Source organism: Flavobacterium sp., from assembly GCF_044357305.1.
Lineage (GTDB): Bacteria > Bacteroidota > Bacteroidia > Flavobacteriales > Flavobacteriaceae > Flavobacterium.
This window is the reverse complement of the sequence record NZ_JBIKPS010000005.1, coordinates 1-22,650: the sequence shown is the minus strand read 5'-3', so window position 1 is coordinate 22,650 and position 22,650 is coordinate 1. Positions and strand designations below refer to the sequence as shown.

The 22,650-nt window shown below is 29.4% G+C and carries 15 protein-coding genes; 14 read left to right on the top strand and 1 reads right to left on the bottom strand.

Annotated elements, in window-relative coordinates; genetic code table 11:
• The first annotated feature begins 410 nt into the window (after positions 1 to 410).
• From ACIQ2J_RS05185 to ACIQ2J_RS05130, 12 genes are all read left to right on the top strand, one after another.
• Positions 411 to 2,855, top strand: coding sequence for a hypothetical protein (locus tag ACIQ2J_RS05185; RefSeq protein WP_396167325.1), 2,445 nt, complete (start codon positions 411 to 413; stop codon positions 2,853 to 2,855).
• Positions 2,845 to 6,453, top strand: a complete 3,609-nt coding sequence (locus ACIQ2J_RS05180; RefSeq protein WP_396167324.1) for a helicase-related protein — start codon at positions 2,845 to 2,847, stop codon at positions 6,451 to 6,453. Before ACIQ2J_RS05185 ends, ACIQ2J_RS05180 begins: the two co-directional genes overlap by 11 nt.
• Positions 6,454 to 8,391 carry a DrmB family protein gene (gene drmB / locus ACIQ2J_RS05175; RefSeq protein WP_396167323.1) on the top strand — a complete coding sequence of 646 codons (1,938 nt, stop codon included), beginning with the start codon at positions 6,454 to 6,456 and terminating at the stop codon, positions 8,389 to 8,391.
• Positions 8,392 to 8,545: 154 nt separating this feature from the next.
• Positions 8,546 to 11,368, top strand: a complete 2,823-nt coding sequence (locus ACIQ2J_RS05170; protein ID WP_396167322.1) for a DEAD/DEAH box helicase family protein — start codon at positions 8,546 to 8,548, stop codon at positions 11,366 to 11,368.
• Positions 11,368 to 12,822: a restriction endonuclease subunit S gene (locus ACIQ2J_RS05165; RefSeq protein WP_396167320.1), complete on the top strand. Its 1,455-nt coding sequence runs from the start codon at positions 11,368 to 11,370 to the stop codon at positions 12,820 to 12,822. The genes ACIQ2J_RS05170 and ACIQ2J_RS05165 overlap by 1 nt, the downstream gene beginning before the upstream one ends.
• Before the next feature lie 14 nt (positions 12,823 to 12,836).
• Positions 12,837 to 13,451, top strand: coding sequence for a DUF4062 domain-containing protein (locus tag ACIQ2J_RS05160; protein WP_396167319.1), 615 nt, complete (start codon positions 12,837 to 12,839; stop codon positions 13,449 to 13,451).
• A 1-nt stretch (position 13,452) separates the two neighbouring features.
• The gene (locus tag ACIQ2J_RS05155; protein WP_396167317.1) at positions 13,453 to 14,844 is read left to right on the top strand and encodes an ATP-binding protein; all 1,392 of its coding nucleotides are present in this window, start codon (positions 13,453 to 13,455) and stop codon (positions 14,842 to 14,844) included.
• A gap of 250 nt (positions 14,845 to 15,094) precedes the next feature.
• Entirely contained in the window at positions 15,095 to 15,283 is a 189-nt protein-coding gene (locus tag ACIQ2J_RS05150; protein WP_396167316.1) for a hypothetical protein, read from the top strand.
• 8 nt (positions 15,284 to 15,291) lie between these two features.
• Entirely contained in the window at positions 15,292 to 16,821 is a 1,530-nt protein-coding gene (locus ACIQ2J_RS05145; protein WP_396167315.1) for an N-6 DNA methylase, read from the top strand.
• Positions 16,822 to 16,928: 107 nt separating this feature from the next.
• Positions 16,929 to 17,408: a hypothetical protein gene (locus ACIQ2J_RS05140; RefSeq protein ID WP_396167314.1), complete on the top strand. Its 480-nt coding sequence runs from the start codon at positions 16,929 to 16,931 to the stop codon at positions 17,406 to 17,408.
• A gap of 25 nt (positions 17,409 to 17,433) precedes the next feature.
• A complete protein-coding gene (locus tag ACIQ2J_RS05135) occupies positions 17,434 to 18,783 on the top strand; it encodes an exonuclease domain-containing protein (RefSeq protein WP_396167313.1) in 1,350 nt (449 codons plus the stop codon).
• A gap of 65 nt (positions 18,784 to 18,848) precedes the next feature.
• Positions 18,849 to 18,974: a hypothetical protein gene (locus ACIQ2J_RS05130; protein WP_396167312.1), complete on the top strand. Its 126-nt coding sequence runs from the start codon at positions 18,849 to 18,851 to the stop codon at positions 18,972 to 18,974.
• A gap of 205 nt (positions 18,975 to 19,179) precedes the next feature.
• Here the strand turns inward: ACIQ2J_RS05130 and ACIQ2J_RS05125 are convergent, their stop codons facing one another.
• Complete coding sequence (locus tag ACIQ2J_RS05125; RefSeq protein ID WP_396167311.1) at positions 19,180 to 19,659, bottom strand: hypothetical protein; 480 nt, start codon at positions 19,657 to 19,659, stop codon at positions 19,180 to 19,182.
• 1,422 nt (positions 19,660 to 21,081) lie between these two features.
• On the opposite strand from ACIQ2J_RS05125, the gene ACIQ2J_RS05120 reads away from it, so the two are divergent.
• On the top strand, positions 21,082 to 21,501 hold the full coding sequence (locus tag ACIQ2J_RS05120) for a DUF6943 family protein (RefSeq protein WP_396167310.1): 420 nt from the start codon (positions 21,082 to 21,084) through the stop codon (positions 21,499 to 21,501).
• Between the two features lie 215 nt (positions 21,502 to 21,716).
• A complete protein-coding gene (locus ACIQ2J_RS05115; RefSeq protein ID WP_396167309.1) occupies positions 21,717 to 22,511 on the top strand; it encodes a TIGR02281 family clan AA aspartic protease in 795 nt (264 codons plus the stop codon).
• The last annotated feature ends 139 nt before the right edge of the window (positions 22,512 to 22,650 follow it).

Genomic DNA, 22,650 nt, shown 5'->3' with positions numbered 1-22,650 from the left:
CTAAACAATACAAACTAATAGCTTATCACTAAAAAGCACCTATTTACTTTTATTCTAGGGTGTAAGGTGGTGTAACCACTTTTCAGCAGAAACATTTTTTATTTTTTTTCAAAAAATAAATCGAGTAACATAAGAACTTACTACTGCAAATTAATAAACCACAAAACCCAGTTTGCACCCAATATTCCCAATAAATCCGTTTTATTTCAATCCTGAAAAATAAAAAATCTTTTACGCGTTTTTCCCTTACACCCTACACCCTAAATTATTTTGCATTATTTTGCATTATTTTCCTACTTTTATGGTTTTCAAACCTTTTAAGTAAAAGACTTATTTATATATTTACCTAATTCAAAAAAAACATGATGTTTTGAATGCAAATAATTAAAAGAATTTAATAAAGTTAATAAATGAATTTAAGGACTTTTATTGATCAAATTACAGAAGAAGTAAAATCTAATATTGAAAATGATTTTAACTTAAATAATGTTTTTTTAAAAGATTTTTCAAGTTTTGATTATATCAATTTTTTCTTGATTTATAAATATATTTTAAATGATGATCCAGAAGACTTTTTCATAAGTATTCCTGAGGATGAATATAGACCAAATTTCTTTGCATCAATTTTTCATTCACTTGTATTAATTAAATTATTTCAAAATTATTTTTATCACAATAATCATAGACCAATTTTACAAACTAATGACTTAGTTTATGGTAAAATTAAAAATGAAAATAGAATATTAGTTATTAAGGGTGTAGGTCCTGAAAAACTTAGAGTAAATTATAAATTTCCAGTTGGTATTGAAAAGAAGGCCGAAAACATGATTATTGATTTTAAAAATCAAACAAAAATAAATCCTAATCTTACAAATGGCAGAAACACAGTTAAATACATAGATGCTTATAAAGAATTTCTAAATGAAAATTTTGGTGCAAATTTTCCATTTATAACAGACTTTTCAAAAAGAACGCTAGTTATTGCTGACACAAAATTTTTTAAAGAAAATGATTCATTGCCAGTAAACTATACAAATAAAAAAGGCAATAATAAAAATGAACTTCCTTTTTTTAATTATCTTATCGAATGTTGTAACGATTTTAATACTGCAAAAAACTATCTTCTTGATAGTGAATATACCTTTGATGAAATTGTAGTAATTGGGGATACAAAGTATCGTGAATGTTTTATTGAAATATTACAAGAATGTAAATGGAGTGGCAAAGTTAACAACATTATAGCTATAGGTACTGAAGTGCCTTCATTAGAGCATCCTTTCAAAAAATGGCTGTGGTCAAATCAGGAAATTAGAATAGCAAATAATGAATCTTATAAAAAAATTTATAAGGATGTTGTAAATTTTGAATGCTTACGTGATGAATTATTAGATTTTTCATGTTTAATAGAAGATTATAAGACAAAATTCAATATCAATCTATCATTTGTCCTAAGATATTTGAACTTTTTTTATAAGATTATAGTTGTTGACTCTAACATTTCAAGAGGAATTTATCAAGAATATGCAGATAGATTATTATTTTATTTTTCAAATGAAAATTTTGAAGAAGAATTAAAAAACAATTTTTATAAAAATGATATTTATAACCCGTCTCAAATAAGTGAATGTAAAGAAAAAATAATCAAACATTTTAAAACAATTTCTACAATTTTACAAGAAAGAAATCCAAAATGGGAAAAAATTGTTCAAAAAAGTAAAGAACTGCAAAAATTCTACTTATTGGTTGAGAAGAAAAGTTATGATATTATTAAAAATCAATTACAAAAATACCATATCAAAAATGTAATTTTAGTAAGTGATAAAAGAATTGATAACAAGATTATTTATTGGGATAAATGTCTAAGTGATGGATTTAATTCAGAAGATAAAGTATTCTTAATTCCTTATTTAAACAATTTAGATGTTTTAAATAGATTATATGAATTGAAAGGTAAAACAATTATTTTATGTTATGAGAGCATTGATGAAATTGGATTTAATAATCTTATTAAAAAAAAGTTAGCTGATGAAAATTCAAGAATAACTCATCAGGATAGAAACTCTTTTATAAAAACAAAATTCACTTTAAAAGAAGAACCATTAAAGCATAATCCACTTAATAGTCTTTTCGATTTAGATTTTTATTTACTTGCCAAATCAAATACAACAAATGAAGAATTAGAATTGCCAAAAGATAAAATACTTTATGAAATAGTCTTTTCAGATGGTACTATTGAAAAATTTGAATCAACAAAAGGAATATTTTTAATTGAAAATAATGAGCAAATTAAAACAACTATTGGCGAAATATACGTAGGTGCTAAAATCAGATTTTATCAAAACAACAATCCAGAAGTGTTTAAAAAAATACTCAAAATTTTTGATTCAGAAGGCTTATTAATATCATTTGATAGTTATTCAGAAAGTTGGAGAACAACTTTAAAAAATTTATTGTTAAAATACAATAGTATCGAAACACTTCACTCAAAAATATTTGATACTTCTAATAAAATCAATATTGTTACATTTAAAAACTATTTTGATGAAAGTTCAAGCACAAGATTTCCAAGAATTAAAGTGCTGAATGCTATAAAAAATCACTGTGAAAGAATTGGTTTAATAAACGAATTGATTGTTAAAGATTATGATAAATTCGTGGTTTATTCAAAAAAAGATCACTCAATTAGGCAACAGGCGGGTAGATTGCTGGGAAGCGATTTATTAGATTATATAGCTTCTAATAAAACAGAAAAAAGTGATACTTTGAAAAAACTTAATGATGAAATGATTGAACAGCTAATAGAGACTATTGTAGAAAAAGTTATTAAACAAAAAAAGATTTCTAATGAAGAGTAATTATAAAGAAGAGCCGAGATTAATATTTAGAGATACTATACAAAAGAACCTAATTGGTCCAGGTTCTGATATTTTAATCAGTGATGCTGAAAATGAAATTATATCAGATTATCCTTTAAGCAGATATTTTTCTGGAATCGTTTTCCCTGAGAGAATTATTGACAATATTCAAGATAGCTTTGGTTTTGATAATGAATCAAATGCAAACGCGGAAACAATAGATGATAATACTGAAATCACTAATTATTTAGTCGAGAATAATGATTCTATTCAAGTAGAAGATGATAATTCAGAAAAGAAAGCTAAAATTAATAGTGATAGTGAATATTCAGAAGCCAATCAATATTTTCCAACAAATTTTGGCTTAACTTTTTGTGTTCCTAACGATCAAAAAGAAATTACAGTTGAATTTATTTATGCAAAATACAAACAACTAAAACCACTTGAAGCAAAAGTTGAAATAAGTCAACAAGAATTTGATAAATTCATAAATCATCCTTTTAATCCAATTAAACAAAATTTAGTTTTTGAAAATGGATTTTTAGTTTTCAATAAAGAAACATTTGGAAAAAGCGGTATAAATGTTAGAAACCTAAAGAAGAAGTTTCAAGAACACGAACAGCAAAAAGAATTAATAGACTCCATAGGATATAAAAAGGTTGAACTATTGTTGGGTAGATTATGGAAACGTTTGCCTGGTGAACAAAAGATAATAACCATTAATCTTGAAGATAAAAATTCAAATGAAGCCATTCCAATTCCATTAGAAATTGAGGAAGAGACAAAGGAAACAATTACTTGTTTCTATAAAAAAGTATTACAAACAAAACATGGTAAGTTCATCAAAATTTTACTTGCTAATAGATTACAACATTCAAAAAGGAAATTTTCATTCAGTAATGAGCGATTAAATTCAAAAGCTATGTTTCAAGCACATATTAAAGTGAATGGAACAACTTTTTTACCATATAAACAATTCACTGAAAATAATCCTTTTGATGAAGAATTAAACACTATAAACTTTCAATACAGAGAAGAATTTTCTTATGCTATTGGCCACGGCTGTGCAGTTCATTGGAATAATGACAAACTCCCTACTGAACTTAAAACAACATTCTTACCAGAAATTGATATCAAGAGTTATAGTAATGAATTTAAAGAAGATTTTCCAGAAGATTTAAAATCTATTACAGAATTAAAAAAGATATCTATTTGGTCAGATTTGAGTGATACTGAAATTATTAACCAACTATATTTATTTGTAGAAGAATATCAAAAGTGGATTGATAAACAAATAGCTATTAAAACAGCAGATAATTTTCTAAATATAAAAAATAGTATAATTGAAAAACAATCAAGAACATTTGATAGACTAATCAATAATATCACATTTCTGAAAAACAACGAAGAAGCATTAAAATCATTTAAGTTAGCTAATACTGCAATGTTCATTCAAATGTTTGTTTCAAATGAAAAACATTTTGGTAAAAAAAATATTGAACTTTCAGAAATAGATATAAATATAGAATTTAATAATCTTGATTTTTTTAAAGACAATACAACTTTTAATCCTAAATATAGACCATTTCAATTAGCGTTTTTTCTTTTAAATCTTGAATCATTAATCAACCCTGATTCTGAAGATAGAAATAATATAGTTGATTTATTATGGTTTCCAACTGGTGGTGGTAAAACAGAGGCATATTTAGCATTAACTGCTTTTACTATAATTAGCAGAAGGATATTAAATGAGGAAAATGCCGACGGTGTAGCTGTAATAATGCGATACACGTTAAGACTTTTAACTGCCCAGCAGTTTGAACGTGCAACAAAATTAATACTATCTCTAGATTTTTTAAAGAACCAATTTAATAATAAAGATGAGTTTTATTTTGGCAATGCCCCTATTTCAATTGGTATGTGGGTCGGAGCTTCATCAACTCCTAACTCATTTGCTGACGCAAAGAAAATATATGATAACATTTCTCAAAATTTAGTTCGTGCTAATTCAAAACAAAATCACGATATAAATAAAGCTAATAAGTTTCCAATTGAAAATTGTTCTTGGTGTGGATGTAAAATTATATCAAAAAACAAAAATAATTTCTTAGAACAAGGCTACCATGCAACAGCGAATTCGTTCAAAATAAAATGTATAAATAAAGCTTGTGCATTTAGTACTGAATTACCTATATATTTTGTAGATGATAAAATTTATCAAACACCACCGACATTACTTTTTGCTACAGTGGACAAATTTGCAATGATTTCTCACAGAGAAGAAGGACATAAATTATTTAATTCCCTTGATAAAAACAAACTACCTCCCGATTTAATTATTCAGGATGAGCTGCATTTACTCAGTGGTCCTCTTGGTTCCATAACTGGAATTTATGAATCTGTAGTAGAGTTACTTTCGACAAAGGGAAATAGAAAGCCTAAAATTATTGCATCAACTGCAACAACAAGAAATACAGCACATCAAGTTGAAATGTTATATGGTAATAGGCAATTAAACGTATTTCCTCCAATGGGATTAAGTTATAACGACAACTTTTTTTCTTTCGTATCTAATGCTAGTACAAGAAAGCACATTGGATTCATGCCTACAGGTAAAACAGGACTAAATTCACAAATTCAAATATTAGGTAATCTTTTTATAGCTAGAATAGAATTGTATAAACATTTAATAGAAAATGAAAATTTATCCCAAGAAGATTGCGTCATTAAAATGAACTATTTCTGGACAATTGTTTCATTTTACAATAGTTTAAGAGATGTTGGTAAAATTTATAATAAAGTTCCTGCAGAAATACTTTCTTTGATAAAGTTACTTCACAGCAGATACAATATAAATAGAGATAAATATGCTTTTAACTGGAAAGGATTACCATCTAGAACTAAAGAATTAACTAGTCGTATCGAGAGTAATTCAATTAAAAAACTGTTAGATCAATTAGAACAATCATTCAGCTTAAATAGATATGAAGGAAGAGATTATGTTAATCAAACAGTTGATTTAGTTTTAGCTTCAAATATGTTTTCTGTTGGTATAGATATAAAAAGACTAAATGTAATGCTAATGAATGGACAATCAAAAAATGTAGCAGAATACATTCAAGCATCAAGTAGAGTTGGTCGTGAAGACATGGGCATAGTAATAAACCTCTTAGATGCGAACCGTTCTAGAGATAAATCATACTTTGAAAATTATGTAAGTTTCCATAATGCTTATTATAAATATGTAGAACCATTAAGTGTTACTCCATTTACAGAAATAGCGGTTGATAAAGTTATGGCAAGTCTTTTAGTTGCTTATGTCAGACATAAAAAAGGACTTTATTTAAACACTCAAGCAAAAGACTTTGATGGCAATATTGATGAGTTAAAAACATTTTTATTTGAAAGAATTAAAAACAAAAAGCAACGTGATTATGCAATAAGTAAACTTGATGAATACGTAAATAAATGGATTACAAAAGAAGAAGGACTTACGTACAAATTATTAATTCAGAAAATTGCTGACCTAGATGAATGGAGCTTAATGATGTCGATGAGAGAAATAGACACAAATAGTATAATAAAATTAGCAAACTAAATGGGTAAATACGAACAAATACAGACAAGAAAAACCATAAGTGCTTATGGTGGTGTTGGATCTATTATCGAAACTAGAGATGGTTCAATAATAATAAAACCATTTGATGAATGGCCTTTCTTTATTAGTATTGATGGTAATTTCCTCGACCATAATAATATTGAAGATGTCCGTTTCAAAAACAGATTAAGTAAATATTTTATAAATCTAGAGCGATTGGTTAAAATACCTGTAAATGATTTAAAAAATGGTTTTCAATTGCAAAATGGTGATGAAAATACAATTGCAGCATCTTATTTTCCCGAATGGTTTTATTGTAGTAGTTGTAATAAATTTGATAAAATCTCAAATTGGAAATATAATTGGTTAAATAATGTTGAAATTAATCATAGAGATAATTTTTTTCCTCCAAAATGTTATAAATGTTATTCAAAAAACCGCAATAGCAAAAGAAAATTCTTTGATTTAGAACAAGTACGGTTCATTTTAACGTCACCCGATGGCGAAATTGCTGATATACCTTGGGATAAATGGTCAATGTTAAAAAGACAAAAAAAAGACAATTCAAATAATGAAAATAAGGAAAATGATACTACTGAAGAAACAATTTCACTATCCAATATTGATGTGCCAAGTGATTTAGTATTAGAATATCGCACATCTGATAAGTTAGATGATTTAAGTGGTATAAATATTATTGCAAAAAATAAAGAGGGTGAAACATTGAATTTCACAACATTATCAGGTTTATTCAATTTAAGAATTAAAAATCAGGAATTAATTTCAAATGTTAAAGTAAAAGATATTCTTTTTAAACCTGTTATTCGTTCTAGTAATAGTGTCTATTATCCTAACATTTTGTCTAGTATTTACATTCCTGCAAAAGACCAATTAAATAAAACTTTAATTGATTATATAAAAGAATCAAATAATGATGGTGATGAACCTTCGCGAATCGCAAAAGATTTAAAAAGAAATAAGGATGTTTCTATTTCAGTTGAAACTATTCAAAGGTTAATTGATAACGATTTTATAGAGAGAGATGCTGAAATAACGAAAAGTGAAAATGAATATCGTTTTGATGAGTTTAAATATATAACTGAAAAAGGTAATGATGAAATAAAAGACTTATTGATATTTGATAAAGTGGATTCTAATTATTTTCAAAATGAATTAATAAAATCTATTTTTAGAATGGATAAAATAAAATTCACATCAGTTCAAACATCTTATACGAGACAAGAACCTATTTCAATTGATGCAGCATTGAAAGAAGAAGATATTGAAAATGAGAATGTTGATGCTATAAGAAAAAAATACACCTCTAATAAAGGGTTAATAACAAAATATTTACCAGCAATTGAAAGTTTTGGTGAAGGAATATTTTTTGAATTTGATAATAAGAACTTAGATAAATGGATAAGCTCAAATGAATTAATCAACCGAAGAGTTGAACCAATTTTGAGCAACTATCTTAATTTTGATTCAGCATTTAATAAAGACATTGAGGTTAATCCTAAGCTAATACTGATTCATACTTTTTCACATTTAATTATCAAAGAATTAGAATATTTATGTGGTTATCCATCAACTTCAATTCAAGAACGTATCTATGTTAGTGAAAACCCGAATATGAATGGAGTATTAATATACACAATAGCAGGTTCAGAGGGTAGTTATGGTGGTTTAACTTCATTATGTGATGATAATAAAATTGGTAAACTAATTCAATCTGCTATTATTAGGGCAAAAGATTGTGCAACAGATCCAATTTGTTATCATACAACTGGCCAAGGAGTTGGAAACCTAAACCTATCAGCGTGTTTTAGTTGTTCATTATTACCAGAAACTTCCTGTGAATTATTTAATAGCTTCTTAGATAGAAAATTATTGATTGATGAAAAGTTTGGTTATTTTAAACAAATTAATGATCTATAAAAAAGTATAAAGAAAATTCACACAAATTCAGATTTTCTCCCTTTTACGTTAGTTTGCTTTTTTATATCTTTACACACTATCATAAAATACATTCTTTTTAAAGAAAAATTTAATAAATAAAAAGTAGTTTAAAACTAGTAATGAATCAAGTTAAATGACTGACAATAGAAACCAAAACCCAGAACAAATTGCTCGAGATAAAATTGACAAAATGCTTGTTTTGGCAGGATGGATTGTTCAGTCTAAAGACAAAGTAAATTTATCTGCTGGGATTGGAATAGCACTTCGAGAAACCAATACCGAATCAGGATCTGCAGATTATATTCTTTTTGTTAATTCTAAAGCAGTAGGTGTTATTGAAGCAAAAGCAGAAGACCTAGGTTATAAATTATTGCAAGTTGAGGAGCAATCAGCAAGATACTCTACTGATGCCATAAAAATCGGTAAATATACTTTGGATAATGTAAAGCCTTTTGTATATGAAAGTACTGGAACAATAACTAGGTTTACAGATTACAGAGATCCTAAACCTAGAGGAAGAAATGTATTTTGGTTTCATAAACCTGAAACAATTGCCGAATGGATTAAAAAAGGAAAATCACTTAGAGAAAGACTTTTATCATTACCTGCTTTAGATCCAACCGGGCTTCGCCCTGCGCAAATCAAAGCAGTTGAAAATTTAGAACATTCTTTTAAGAAAAACCGCCCTAAAGCCTTAATCCAAATGGCTACGGGTGCAGGTAAGACATTTACAGCAGCCACTTTTGTTTACAGATTATTAAAACATGTTGATGCAAAACGAATCTTATTTGTAGTAGATACCAAAAACTTAGGAGAACAAGCGGAACAAGAATTCATGACTTTTCAGCCAAATGATGATAATCGTAAATTCACGGAACTCTATAATGTTCAACGTTTAAATTCAAGCTACATCGCTTCTGATAGTCAAGTGTGTATATCTACAATTCAACGTTTGTATTCTATTTTAAAAGGAGAAGAACTAGACGAAAGTGCAGAAATGGAAAATCCAGAAGAAAATTCATGGATGCAACAGCAAATAAATAAAAAAGCAGCACTTCCAGTTGATTATACTCCAAAAGTTCCAATTGAGCAATTTGACTTTATTGTTATTGACGAATGCCATCGTTCCATTTATAATTTGTGGAAACAAGTATTAGACTATTTTGATGCCTCCTTGATTGGATTAACAGCTACGCCAGATAAACGCACATTTGGGTTTTTTAACGAAAATGTGGTAAGCCAATACACCTACGAAGAATCAGTAACAGATGGTGTAAACGTGCCTTACGAAGTGTATACTATTGAAACTGAGATTTCGCAAAATGGCGAAACCATTAAAGCAGGTTGGTTTATTGATAGAAGAGATAAATTAACTCGCGCAAAACGTTGGCAACAAGAAGACGAAGATACAGAATACAAACGAAATGATTTGGATAAAAAAGTGGTCAATCCTAGTCAAATTAGAAACATTATTAGAGAATATAAAAAAGCTTTAAAAACAGAAATTTTTCCAAATCGTGTAGATAAAAATGGTGATTATGAAGTGCCTAAAACGTTAGTTTTCGCTAAAACAGACAGCCATGCCGATGATATTATAAAAATCATTCGAGAGGAATTTGATGAAGGAAACGACTTCTGTAAAAAAGTGACTTACAAAGCAGAGGAAGATTCTAAATCGGTCTTGAACCGTTTTCGAAATTCCTATTATCCTCGTATTGCTGTAACTGTTGATATGATTGCTACTGGTACAGATGTTAAACCTTTAGAAGTGTTACTTTTTATGCGTGATGTGAAAAGTGTCAATTACTTTGAGCAAATGAAAGGAAGAGGTACTAGAACTATATCTAATGATTCCCTTCAGAAAGTTTCTCGTACAGCCAAAAGCAAAACGCACTTTGTGATAGTAGATGCCATTGGCGCTACCAAATCTAAAAAGACCGACAGCCGTCCTTTAGAAAGACAACCTACAGTGCCTATGAAAGATTTGTTAGGAGCTGTAACAATGGGTATAGCAGACGAAGATTTGTTTTTATCATTGGCAAACCGTTTAATCCGATTGGAAAAACAAATCACAGAAAAGGAAAAAGAAAAATTATTAGAATACTCTGGAGGTAAAAACTTAAAACAAATTACCAAAGAGTTAATTTTAGCTTACGACCAAGATGAAATCGACAGCTTGGCAAAAGTTGAAATAGACAAAATCCCAAGGCAAGACCTAACACCTGCGCTAGTTGAAGAAGCTAAAAAAACAGCCCAAGAACAATTAATCGCAGCTGCTACTAAAACTTTTAATGGTGAACTAAATAACTATTTAGACAATGTCCGTCGTGAACACGAGCAAATTATCGACAGTGTAAATATTGACACCATTACCAAATCAGAATGGGATACTACCTCAATAGATAAAGCAACAGAAATTGTAAAAGATTTTAGCGAATATTTAGAGCAACACAAAGACGAAATTAAAGCATTGAGTATTTTCTATAATCAACCCTATAATCGAAGAGAAATTACTTTTAAAATGATCCAGGATGTGTTTAGTAAATTGGCTTTAGAAAAACCAGTACTGGCTCCAGATTATGTTTGGAGTGCTTATGCAGCTTTAGAAAATGTAAAAAGCGACCAACCTAAAGACGAACTAACTGCCTTAGTTTCATTAATCCGCAGAGCTTGTGGTATAGATAAAGAACTGAAAGGTTTTGACAAAACCATTGACGAAAACTTTAAAAACTGGATATTTAAACAAAATGCCGGTAAACACAACCGTTTTACCAATGAGCAAATGGATTGGCTACGAATGATTAAAGACCACGTAGTGAGCAGTTACCATATAGAACTAGACGATTTAGATTACACACCATTTGACAGCCAAGGAGGTAGAGGAAAAATGCACCAATTATTTGGAGACCAAATGAAGGATATTATTAACGAACTTAATGAAGTATTAGCAGCATAATGAGAGAAGATTGGACAGAATGTTGCTTCGAAGATATATTAGATTACGAACAACCTACAAAATATATAGTAAATAGCACTAACTATAACGATGCTTATGAAATGCCTGTACTAACAGCAGGAAAATCATTTATAAAAGGATATACCAATGAAACAGAAGGTATATTCGCAAATTTACCGACTATCATTTTTGATGATTTTACCACAGCATCACAGTATGTTGATTTTAAATTCAAAGTAAAGTCATCAGCAATGAAAATCTTGGTGCCTACAAGTAAATTGGTAAATATGAGATTTGCTTTTTATTGTATGCAAGTCAATCAAATAAGGAATGACACTCATAAAAGATATTGGATTTCAGTATATGCAAAAAAGAAGTTTTTATTGCCTTCTTTAGTGGAACAAAAAGCAATTATTTCTAAAATAGAAGAACTCTTTAGCGATTTAGAGAAAGGTATTGATGACCTCAAAAAAGCAAAAGACCAATTGGTAATTTATAGACAAGCCGTTTTGAAAAAAGCGTTTGAGGGTGAATTAACCAAAGAGTGGAGAGAGAAAAAAATTAATTTACCTTCTGCTGATGAGTTAATAGAGCAAATCAAAGTTGAACGTGAAAAACACTACAAACAACAAATTGAAGATTGGAAAAAAGTAGTTAAAGTATGGGAGCAAAACGGTGAGAAAGGTCTAAAACCTATTAAACCAAAAAGTTTGAAATTAGTAAATTCTTTAAAAGAAGATGATATAAAAAAACTAATACCTATTCCTAAGGTATGGAAATATCACTATTTAGCTTATGCTGGGGATCTTGGTAGAGGAAAATCAAAGCATCGTCCAAGGAATGATAAAAGACTTTTTGGAGGTCCCTATCCTTTCTTTCAAACATCTGAGGTAAAAGCCCAAGAAATTATTAGCTCATACACTCAAACTTATAGTGAATTTGGTTTAAAGCAAAGTAAACTTTGGCCTGCGGGCACTCTTTGTATTACTATTGCGGCTAATATAGCTGAAACTGGTTTTTTAGGAATTGATGCCTGTTTTCCTGATAGTATAGTGGGCTATACTCCTTATGAAAGTATTATTGATATAAAATATATTGATTACTTTTTTCAATCTGCGAAAAGAAGAATTAGTGCATACGCTCCAGCTACAGCGCAAAAAAATATTAATTTGACAACACTTGAAAATTTGTTAATTCCTTACTGTTCAAAAAATGAGCAAGGACAAGTTGTAAAAGAAATAGAATCTCGACTTTCAATTTGTGAAAAAGTTGAACAAAGCATTAATGAGAGTTTAGAAAAAGCAAAAGCGTTAAGACAAAGTATTCTCAAAAAAGCTTTTGAGGGCAAATTACTTTCTGCTGCAGAAATAGCAAGATGCAAGCAAGAAAAAGATTATGAACCAGCTGCAGATTTATTGGCAAAAATTAAAGCAGAGAAGAAAAATAAAAAGTAAATTAAATTTAAATTATGGCAGCAGAACGTAACCATATTAAAGTATTTGTGGCTTCCACAGTATATAATTTTCAAAGTGATTTAGATCGTATTTATAACTTATTAGATGGTTATGGATATGATGTATTAATGTCACACAAAGGAACAATACCATTAGATAGCAGTAAGTCTAATGCCCAAGTTTGTACAGATGGCGTTGAAGACTGTGATGTTTTCCTCGGTTTTATCAGACCAGATTATGGTTCAGGTGTTCTAGAAAGAGGCGGAATGTCTATTACACATATGGAATTCATAACAGCTAGGAACAGAAATATTCCTCGTTTTGTGTTAGCCGATTATAGAGTAACTTTTACTAGAAGCTTATTTAAAGACAGTTATATTATTGAAGATAGTACTGCCAAACAAATTAACTTTGACACTATTTCTTTTGATAATTGTAAGGTTATGGACACAAGATGTGTTTGTATGTATAACGAAGCAGTGCAAGACAGTGTAAAACCAGCTTCTAGAAGAACAGGAAATTGGGTTCAAGAATATTATGATTTTGATGCTTTAAAAATGCATCTTGAAAGTCAATTCAAATATCCAGCAAGAATTCAAAAATTAATTGATAATTCAAATTTGGAATAAAATGGAAAAACAAACTTTTATACAAGAATTATTAAAAAAGAAGAGTGAGTTAAACTTAATCTTTCTTACAAATTTTGATTCAGAAACAATTCTTCAAAATATTTGTGGTTTTCTCAACACAGATGGTGGTTGGATATTAGTGGGGCATAACAGCACAGAATCAATCTATCTAGATTTAAATGATGGTTTAGTTGAAAATCTTAAGCAAGAAGTAAATTCACAAATTGCTCCACAACCGTTAGTTTATATTGCTAAAGATTCGGATGGAACCAATGATGTGCTTTTAATAAATGTTTTAAAGGGTTCTAGACAGCCCTATACATTGAATAATAAATACTATGTTTTTAGAGGAGACGCTACAATTATTGCAAATCAAGATGAAATAAGTTTATTATTACGTTCTTCTAATGAATACAATTCTACTTGGGAAAAAACAACTGCGATTGATTGTTCAATGAATGATTTAGATAATAATGAAATAAACAACACCATTGTAGAAGCTAAAAAAATGACCAAGGGTCAGGTTTTACCTAATTCAGTGGAAGAATTTCTAAATTATTTTAAATTATCAGATTATGGTAATATTAAAAATGGCGCTGTTGTTTTATTTGGAAAAGAACCTGCTAAGTTTTTGTCTCAATGTAGAATTAGAATTTCTGTTTTACCCGAAGGAAAAACGGGAAGTAGAATTGAGGATACTGAAATAATAGAAAATAATCTTTTTCAAGCTTTTAATAGGGTACAAGACTATTTCTCAAGATACAATCCATTAATTGGTTTGTTTACTGAAAAAGATTGGGATCGTAAAAGCCAATTAAAATTTCCAAACGACGCCTTAGATGAAGCTATTGTAAATGCAATGATTCATAGAGATTATGGTGATATTTCAGGAGAAATAACAATTAATATTTATAAGGATAAAATTGAGATTATAAATTCAGGAGAAATTCCTGATGGCATTATTACAGGCAAATCAAAAATAAAACCACATCATGCTGTTTTAAGAAATCCAACAATTGCACATATGTTTTATTTACGTGGTAAAATGGAAAAGCTAGGCAGAGGTTTAACGCTTATTAGCGATAGATTTGTAGAATATGGATACCGTAAACCAGAGTGGACTCTTCAAAGTGGTTATACTACGTTGACTTTGTTTAGTAAAGCTGCAGAAATTCAATTAAATGACAGAATGAAGGAGTTCATAAATCAATATGAGGAATCAATTTTCACTAGACAGGATTATGAAGATTATTTTAAAGGTACTATTGCAGAAAAAACAGCTCGTAACGATCTTTCAAAACTGATTGAAATGGGTATTTTATCTAAAACAGGTCAGGGAGCAGTTACAAAGTATGAAAGAACCGAAAAGAAGTTACCGGAAATTACCGGATAAGGTCTATTGTGATATAGGTAGAGGTCTATTTTTTTACCGGACGTTACCGGAAAGCATTTGGAAAACGGCATTTTACGGTAATTTCAATTAAAATTAATTACCAGACATTGCCGGACAAAAAAAGACATTCTTTTAAATGATTACCGGAAGTTACCGGATAACATAAATAAAAAAGAAAGTTCGTGATGCTGTAAATGATGCTGTAAATGATGCTGCAAGTGATGCTGTAATTAACAGACTAATAAACGAAGTGCTACTGTTAATAGTAGAAGATGGTAAAAACTTAAAAGACTTTATGCTTGCTTTTGATGTAGCTAGAGCAACTATGCAAAAAGATATAGCATTATTAAAAGCACATCAATTTGTTGTTTTCGGTGGAGAAGCAAAATCAGGTGTTTATAGATTAGCAGAAGAATTTAAATTAAAATTAGAAATATAATAAATAAAATGACAGACTCAAGTATAATATCAAAAATTTGGAACCTTGCTAGTGTATTACGTGATGATGGGGTTGGTTATGGAGATTATCTAGAACAAATTACCTATTTGCTGTTTCTTAAAATGGCAGATGAACTCAACAAACCTCCTTATGGTAAAGGATTAGATTTTCCAAAACTAAAAGATGTAGAAGGAAATGAAATTCCTGATGCTGAAACTTGCGACTGGGAAACACTTTCTAGCAAAAGAGGTGCAGAATTAGAATCGTTCTATAGTCAATTACTTAGAAGTCTTTCTACTGAAAAAGGAATGTTAGGTCAAATTTTTACTAAAAGCCAAAATAAAATTCAAGATCCATCAAAGCTCTTAAAGGTTATTGATTTAATCAATAAAGAAAACTGGAACTTAATGGGAACTGATATCAAAGGTAAAATTTACGAAGGCTTATTAGAAAAGAATGCCATTGACAGTAGCGGTAGTTCAGGCGCAGGTCAGTATTTTACTCCAAGAGCATTAATCAAAGCTATTGTTGCCTGTATTCAACCAAAACCTATGAAATCTATTGCAGATCCAGCATGTGGCACTGGAGGTTTCTTTCTCGCGGCTTATGATTGGATAGTATCAAACAACAAACTAGACCGTGATGAAAAAGCATTTCTTAAAAACGATACTTTTTATGGAAATGAAATTGTAGCCAATACGAGAAGAATGTGTTTAATGAACATGTACTTACATAATATTGGTGAGATAGATGGCAATACTCCAATAAAATCAACCGATGCTTTAATTTCAGATGATGGATTAAGAGTAGATTATGTTTTGGCAAATCCTCCATTTGGAAAGAAAAGTAGCATGACTATTACCAATGAAGAAGGAGATGCGGAAAAGCAAGACATGAGTTACAACCGTCAAGACTTTTGGGAAACAACTTCGAATAAGCAGTTGAACTTTTTGCAACACATCAAAACGATGTTGAAAATTAATGGTGAAGCAGCAGTTGTTTTACCGGATAATGTTCTATTTGAAGGTGGTGCAGGTGAAGAAGTACGTAAACAACTATTAAAAACAACAGAACTACATACTATTTTGAGATTACCTACCGGTATTTTTTACGCACCAGGAGTAAAAGCAAATGTGTTGTTTTTTGACAATAAGCCAGCAAGTAAAGAAGCATGGACAAAAGATATTTGGTTTTATGATTACAGAACCAATATTCACCATACGCCAAAGAAACGAACCATGACAATGCAACATTTGGAAGAGTTTATCAAACTTTACAATCCAGAAAACCGAAATAAAAGAACCGAAACATGGTCTGAAGATAATGAAGAAGGTAGATGGAGAAAATACAAGTATGATGAAATTATAACTAAAGACAAAACTAGCCTAGATATCTTTTGGATAAAAGACAAGAGTTTAACAAACCTAGACAACTTACCTGACCCTGACATATTAGCTAATGAGATTATTGAAAATATTGAAGCTGGTTTAAATAGTTTTAGAGAAATCATGGAAACTATAAATGGTAATGAAGAGTAGAAATTTTGTTTTAAATAATCTAGAAAAGACTTTTTTAAAAAATAAAGGTTTTATCATTTAATGTAAAAAAATAAAGAAAAATAATAATTGATATAATTTAAGTAAATATGGAAAACATTGTAAATGATTTTATTAATATGCTAATAAGAGGGAGTAATTCTGATTTTAGAAGTGAAATGATTGATAGAAATAACAGACCTCAAATGGAATCAATAACCTTTGACGAATTATTTGATAATTTTAGTGGTGGTATCGACATGAATTTTTTTCCAAGCGAAAACAAGGGAGGGTGCTATGAAGTAGCCATGTTCGTAAGTTTTCATAAACCTGCTTTTGGTTTAAAATTCAAGAAAGACCAAATGATTTCTTTAGATGACGTACTTAAAAAATTAGTACAACAAGTAGTAGGAACTTGTTACCCTAAAAACAAAAAAATAATCTTGCTTACTGATAAAGTGGATACTGAAATTTTCGAACCTTGGCTTGGCAATCTTAAAGCTATAGCAAGAATGGGCATGGAAATTCAAATTTTCTATTTAAACAGTAATGGTATTCCAAAATCAGCAAATGAAATTGTTGGACTTTGATTAGTTTAAATTAAAAATTACGATAATGTATAAAGATCATGCCGAAGAATATTTTAAACTAGGATTAAAACCAACATGTATTTCATATATAAAAACTAAATACAATATTAATGAAACTAATCCTGAAAAATCCCCTTGTCATTCATGGCGCAGGTGGCAAATAAGAACGCCTGAATTAACTGAAATCCAAAATCTGCCCTGGGGTGTTTCAAATGGTATTGGGACTGTTTTAGGCTATACAAATAGATGTATTGATATAGATAATTGCAATGACATTTCGGTTTTACATGAATTTTTAAAAGAATTAAGATTACCTGAAGATTATGAATGGGCAGTTAAAACACCAAATGGCTTTCATATTCATATTATTTCAGCACCATTGCCTTTTGTAACTGATAAAGAATTACAAGAGGGTGTTTTAGCTTTATTACCGAATGATTCTTCTAAAAATAAATTTAAAAGAATTGAAATGAGATGGGCACACCATGCAGTACTTCCTCCTACCGTTATAAACGGTATTCCCTATGAATTTGTTTTTCTTCGCGAAGATGCAATACCTTCCAATGAACCGCAAGGACTAAATGCTAATACTTTGTTTTGCTTTTTAGTCAAATACTGCGGTTATAATAATGAAAATTTAGTTATTAATAATATTAACTTTAAGTTAACTGAACTTTCAGGAGGTAGTAAATCTATCTCAGCTCACAAAGTATCAAACTTCAGTTTAGATTATGCAAATAATATAGATAATAGCGAATTTATTGGTTATTTTGATTCAAATGGTTATCACCATACACCTATTTTTATTGATATTGAAACAACAGGCCTTATACAAGATCAAACAGACTATGATAAATATCCTAGAATAATTCAAATAGCAGCCTCTTTGGATTGGCGGGACAGAAAAATTATTATTAATAATTATATAAAACCGAATGGATTTTCAGTGCCTATAGAAATCGAGCAATTAACGGGTATTACTAATTCATTTTTAATAGAATTTGGTATACCAATACATGAAGCTTTATTATCTTTTAGTGAAGTTGAAATGTCAAACCCTATAATATGTTATAATGCTGATTTTGATATTTCTATATTAGATAGTGAATTCATAAGATTAAAAAATAACTTTTCATATATTAGAAATACATTACGAGATGGTTCACAAATTTTTTGCTTAATGAAAAAAATTAATTCGGTATTTGGAGGTAAATACCTAAAATTAACAGATGCTTATGAATTGCTTTTTAAAGATAATATACCTGTAAAAGCCCATAATGCAGTAAATGATTTGGAAATACTAATGGACTGTTTTAATATAATGAGGCTTTACGGATATATAAAATGGGAAAATAAAGGAAGGACATTGGTTTAATATAAAAACGACAATATAGATGTATTAAATTGATTAATAAATTCGATTATATATATAACAAATGAATGCTCAAATTGAATAAATACAATACACTATCTCTGGAAGAACAAGAAAATCAAATACCTTTTGATGATAACTACGAAAATACTTCATCTTTAAAATACCACTTAGAAAAAAGAGGTATTATCTAATCATTATCTCATTCATCTGCACAAAATCCTCGTTTAGTCCAAGTTTTCCTAAACTCACATCTTTGTTTGTTTCATTTCGCTAATTTCTTAAAAAATAGTGGAGATTATTTTTTTAGAAAAAAGATTATTTAAAAATTTTAAAAAGTAAAATAAACTCTTCTCCTTATAATATATTAAAAAAATTGGCTGAATAATTTTTAGTAGATTATCCGAAATCATTAGCGCTTCTCCATGAACCATCAGTCTCATCATCCCATCTTCTCATTTCTTCTTCTCCTGCACTGATTTCAGCACTATTTTCTGGATAATAAATTGTTTTTTTAAAATCATCACTTTCATAATATTCAGCCATTAATTCGCCTTGCATTTCATCATAAATAGCTTCAACCTTATCTATTAATTCTCGATTAAACATTTCATTAGGAAATTGATTTTTTATGAAATTAAGGTCAAATTTTTCACATAATTCATCAAAATAAAAGGAAACATTATTATAATCATTTTGCATTTTTAGAGCTAAAATTTCAGTTAAACTTTCAGCTGGTTCTAAAATATTTATTTTATCACCATCAACTTCGTTAATTCTTCTAAATGCAATGATTTCATCATTATTAGTAAAATTTTCAAATTCCCAACTAGACCATTTTTCGCTGTTATTAACAAATAATATTTTATATATTGGCATAATTATAAATTTATATTAATTAGTTTAGTTAAATCTATTTTTAGTAAAAGTAAAAATTTATTTTTCTTAAATAATATCTTTAGCGAATTATATTGCTCTTAACAAAAAAAAATATTTTATTCTATAAATAATTCTAGGTGTAAAATTAATTTTCAAATGCCACTCCTTTGCCAACGCTCCTAAAAAAATTACTGGCACAGTTTTTATAAAAAACACGTACGCTTCGCAACTTGCGCCAGTAATTTTTTTCCCCAAGCTTCTTTACATAATGTGGCATTATGGTTCTGCGAAGCCATAATAACATTATGTAAAAAAGCCCCTCGGCCAACGCGCTTGGCAGTGGCTCCAGGGCAACTTTTTGAGCAGCTTCCATCGCACCAGCCGGCTACTCAAAAAACCACCCTTCGCCACTGCCTTCAACAACGTTCAGTATTTCATAGGAAACTTTACGGTTACCAGTTATTTCAAGAACTTTTCCGTTAACTGTTTTTAGCAACTTTATCCATAAATCGGATTTATAGTTTCATTGCTTCTGCGCGTGCCTTAACCTTTCCAATTGCCATATTTCAATACATTCAACTTTCGATTCTAAACACGTATCAGGCACCCACAAAACCAAAATTCCCAGCAAGAGTATCTTTTTTTATTTGCTACAACTACAGTAGTAATTGCTTTCACCTTAGCGGATGCCCTTAAATTTCCAATACCAATCTATCGTAAAATGGAACCCTAAATTTCAGAACAACACTCAGGGCATCCGCTAAACCTAAAAGCAATCAGAAATCCCCAATAAGCAAATAAAAAAAAGATACCCTTGCCCGCGCTTCTGCCCCGTCGCACTCGGCAAGTGTTTGCATTGTTTTTTGAAGATGCCATTCCTTTTCAGAACAACTATTTTAGTAATTCATAATTCGCAATTCATAATTAACTTTAGGCATCCTCAAAAAAACAAGCAGTAGGAAAGAGTGTGAAATTTCGTTACGGGTTGAAAAACAGTGTTATTTAGTAGTTGGTTTTTTCATCCCTCCACAAAAATTCACACCCTTTCCCAAGACGTTTATCTTTCAATTCAACACCCAAAAACACAATCCCACTCCGATTCCGTTCTAATGCTTTTATCACGTTTACAATTTCGGAAACAAAACAAAAAAATAAAAAAAAAGGAAGCAAAGATAAGTTCCAGGTTTACAATAAAGCAAGTTCAAGCCCTTCGGGTTTCAGATAAAATCTCCACCCTATCGGGTAGTATTTTATCTGAAAAACTTGCTTTATTGAAACCTTCCACTTGAACAAATGGCTTTCTTTTTTTCTTTTTTTTCTTTTGAAATGTTTTATGAGTCGAGCATCGCGAGGCACTCCAGTAATTCAACAGAAAATCTGCGAAAAATTGAAAAATAGTATCAATTTTTAAAGCCAAATGTTATGCTGAAATTTTCTATTAAAACCCACCGAAAAGACGCTATTTATTCTAAACCTCATTTATTCCTACTTAACAAAGGGATGAACAGCGGAAAACCACAAAAAGAGCCATTTACAAACAGTTTCGTTATCCTATTTGAAAACGAATCTGATTTTGATACCATCAATTTAACTGCTTATGCACTTTGGAAAACAAAATTTTGGCATCAATTCCTTAAAGGTTCAGTAATCCCATTTTTGAGCTTACAAGACATTAGAAAGGAATTTTCAATGAAAGTTAATCAAGAGATAAAAGACCACGAAGAACACGTTAAAAGCGTTCAAGCATTAAAGCTTTTGGAACAAAGCGAAAAACGTTTCCATGAAAATCTAAATCTTATAAACGATATGCGGAGAGTTATTTTATATCGCTATTGTAAATAATATATAAAATTCATAACTAGGACGATGAAAAAGTTTATTTAAACTTATATTATCTATAATAAATTTCTATTTTTACCGCATTAATAATTGACTTATGACAATTTTAATATCTTTAAAACTGGAGTTTATGTCAATTTTTTTTATCATATAAAAATTATATGATTTATTATTTGAAACATAGGAAATTTAAGTGGCACAATAAACAAATAAATAAAATGAAAAAAAGCATTCTGTTGATAATATTTTTTATAACATCATTCTTTGGATATTCACAAACTACAATTCTTATGGAGAAAGAAAATGGAGTTTATAAAGTCCCTTGTAAAGTAAATGGGTTACCATTAAAATTTATTTTCGATACTGGAGCTTCTGATGTATCAATATCATTAACTGAGGCAATGTTTATGCTCAAAAATGGATATTTAAAAAAAGAAGATCTAGGTGAAAGTGTTTACTTTAGTATAGCAAATGGTGATGTTGAAAAGGGAACAAAATTGAATATAAAAGAAATTGAATTCGGTGGTTTAAAATTGTACAATATTAGTGCTTCAATTGCTCATCAAACTTCTGCTCCACTACTTCTAGGGCAATCTGTTATTGAAAAATTAGGTAAAATTCAATTAGATGGTAATCGATTAACTATAATGAATGGTTCAGCTAAAAGTTATAACTATAATGACAAAAATATAAGTAATAGTGGTAGTAATACCAGTAAATCAGCAGGCGAATTTGATTTTTCTTCATTGCCTACATACGCGGGATATATAGATACTAGTGACACAATTCCTATTTATAATATACCCGATATGGTAAATGGAAATTCTTTAGAAAATATCGTCGGATATAAAATTCTTATAATAAAAAAAGTAAATGACAAATATTATCAAGTTAAGTCGGGAAATATTACTGGCTACGTATTTGTTCCCTTCATAATGCGTTCCGGAACAATAAAATATTTAAAAAAAGAACCTGTAAATAAAAAAAAATCTAACGTGCGTAAAGGGGATTAATTTTCTACATACAATGTCTTGTCCTGAAATAGCGATACACAAAAAGTATCCTTATGGAAAAACATGAAGAAAGTCGCTATGTAAAGCGTACACAAAAAGACTATACTATGTCTTTTAAATTGCAAGTTGTTCAAGAAAT

What these genes read in the sequence shown, in the direction of transcription:
- drmB (WP_396167323.1), top strand. Translation starts at nt 6,454, where the DNA reads ATGGGTAAATACGAACAAATACAGACAAGAAAAACCATAAGTGCTTAT.
- ACIQ2J_RS05115 (WP_396167309.1), top strand. Translation starts at nt 21,717, where the DNA reads ATGAAAAAAAGCATTCTGTTGATAATATTTTTTATAACATCATTCTTT.
- ACIQ2J_RS05160 (WP_396167319.1), top strand. Translation starts at nt 12,837, where the DNA reads ATGGCAGCAGAACGTAACCATATTAAAGTATTTGTGGCTTCCACAGTA.
- ACIQ2J_RS05140 (WP_396167314.1), top strand. Translation starts at nt 16,929, where the DNA reads ATGGAAAACATTGTAAATGATTTTATTAATATGCTAATAAGAGGGAGT.
- ACIQ2J_RS05145 (WP_396167315.1), top strand. Translation starts at nt 15,292, where the DNA reads ATGACAGACTCAAGTATAATATCAAAAATTTGGAACCTTGCTAGTGTA.
- ACIQ2J_RS05180 (WP_396167324.1), top strand. Translation starts at nt 2,845, where the DNA reads ATGAAGAGTAATTATAAAGAAGAGCCGAGATTAATATTTAGAGATACT.
- ACIQ2J_RS05130 (WP_396167312.1), top strand. Translation starts at nt 18,849, where the DNA reads ATGCTCAAATTGAATAAATACAATACACTATCTCTGGAAGAACAAGAA.
- ACIQ2J_RS05170 (WP_396167322.1), top strand. Translation starts at nt 8,546, where the DNA reads ATGACTGACAATAGAAACCAAAACCCAGAACAAATTGCTCGAGATAAA.
- ACIQ2J_RS05120 (WP_396167310.1), top strand. Translation starts at nt 21,082, where the DNA reads ATGCTGAAATTTTCTATTAAAACCCACCGAAAAGACGCTATTTATTCT.
- ACIQ2J_RS05155 (WP_396167317.1), top strand. Translation starts at nt 13,453, where the DNA reads ATGGAAAAACAAACTTTTATACAAGAATTATTAAAAAAGAAGAGTGAG.
- ACIQ2J_RS05135 (WP_396167313.1), top strand. Translation starts at nt 17,434, where the DNA reads ATGTATAAAGATCATGCCGAAGAATATTTTAAACTAGGATTAAAACCA.
- ACIQ2J_RS05185 (WP_396167325.1), top strand. Translation starts at nt 411, where the DNA reads ATGAATTTAAGGACTTTTATTGATCAAATTACAGAAGAAGTAAAATCT.
- ACIQ2J_RS05165 (WP_396167320.1), top strand. Translation starts at nt 11,368, where the DNA reads ATGAGAGAAGATTGGACAGAATGTTGCTTCGAAGATATATTAGATTAC.
- ACIQ2J_RS05125 (WP_396167311.1), bottom strand. Translation starts at nt 19,659, where the DNA reads ATGCCAATATATAAAATATTATTTGTTAATAACAGCGAAAAATGGTCT.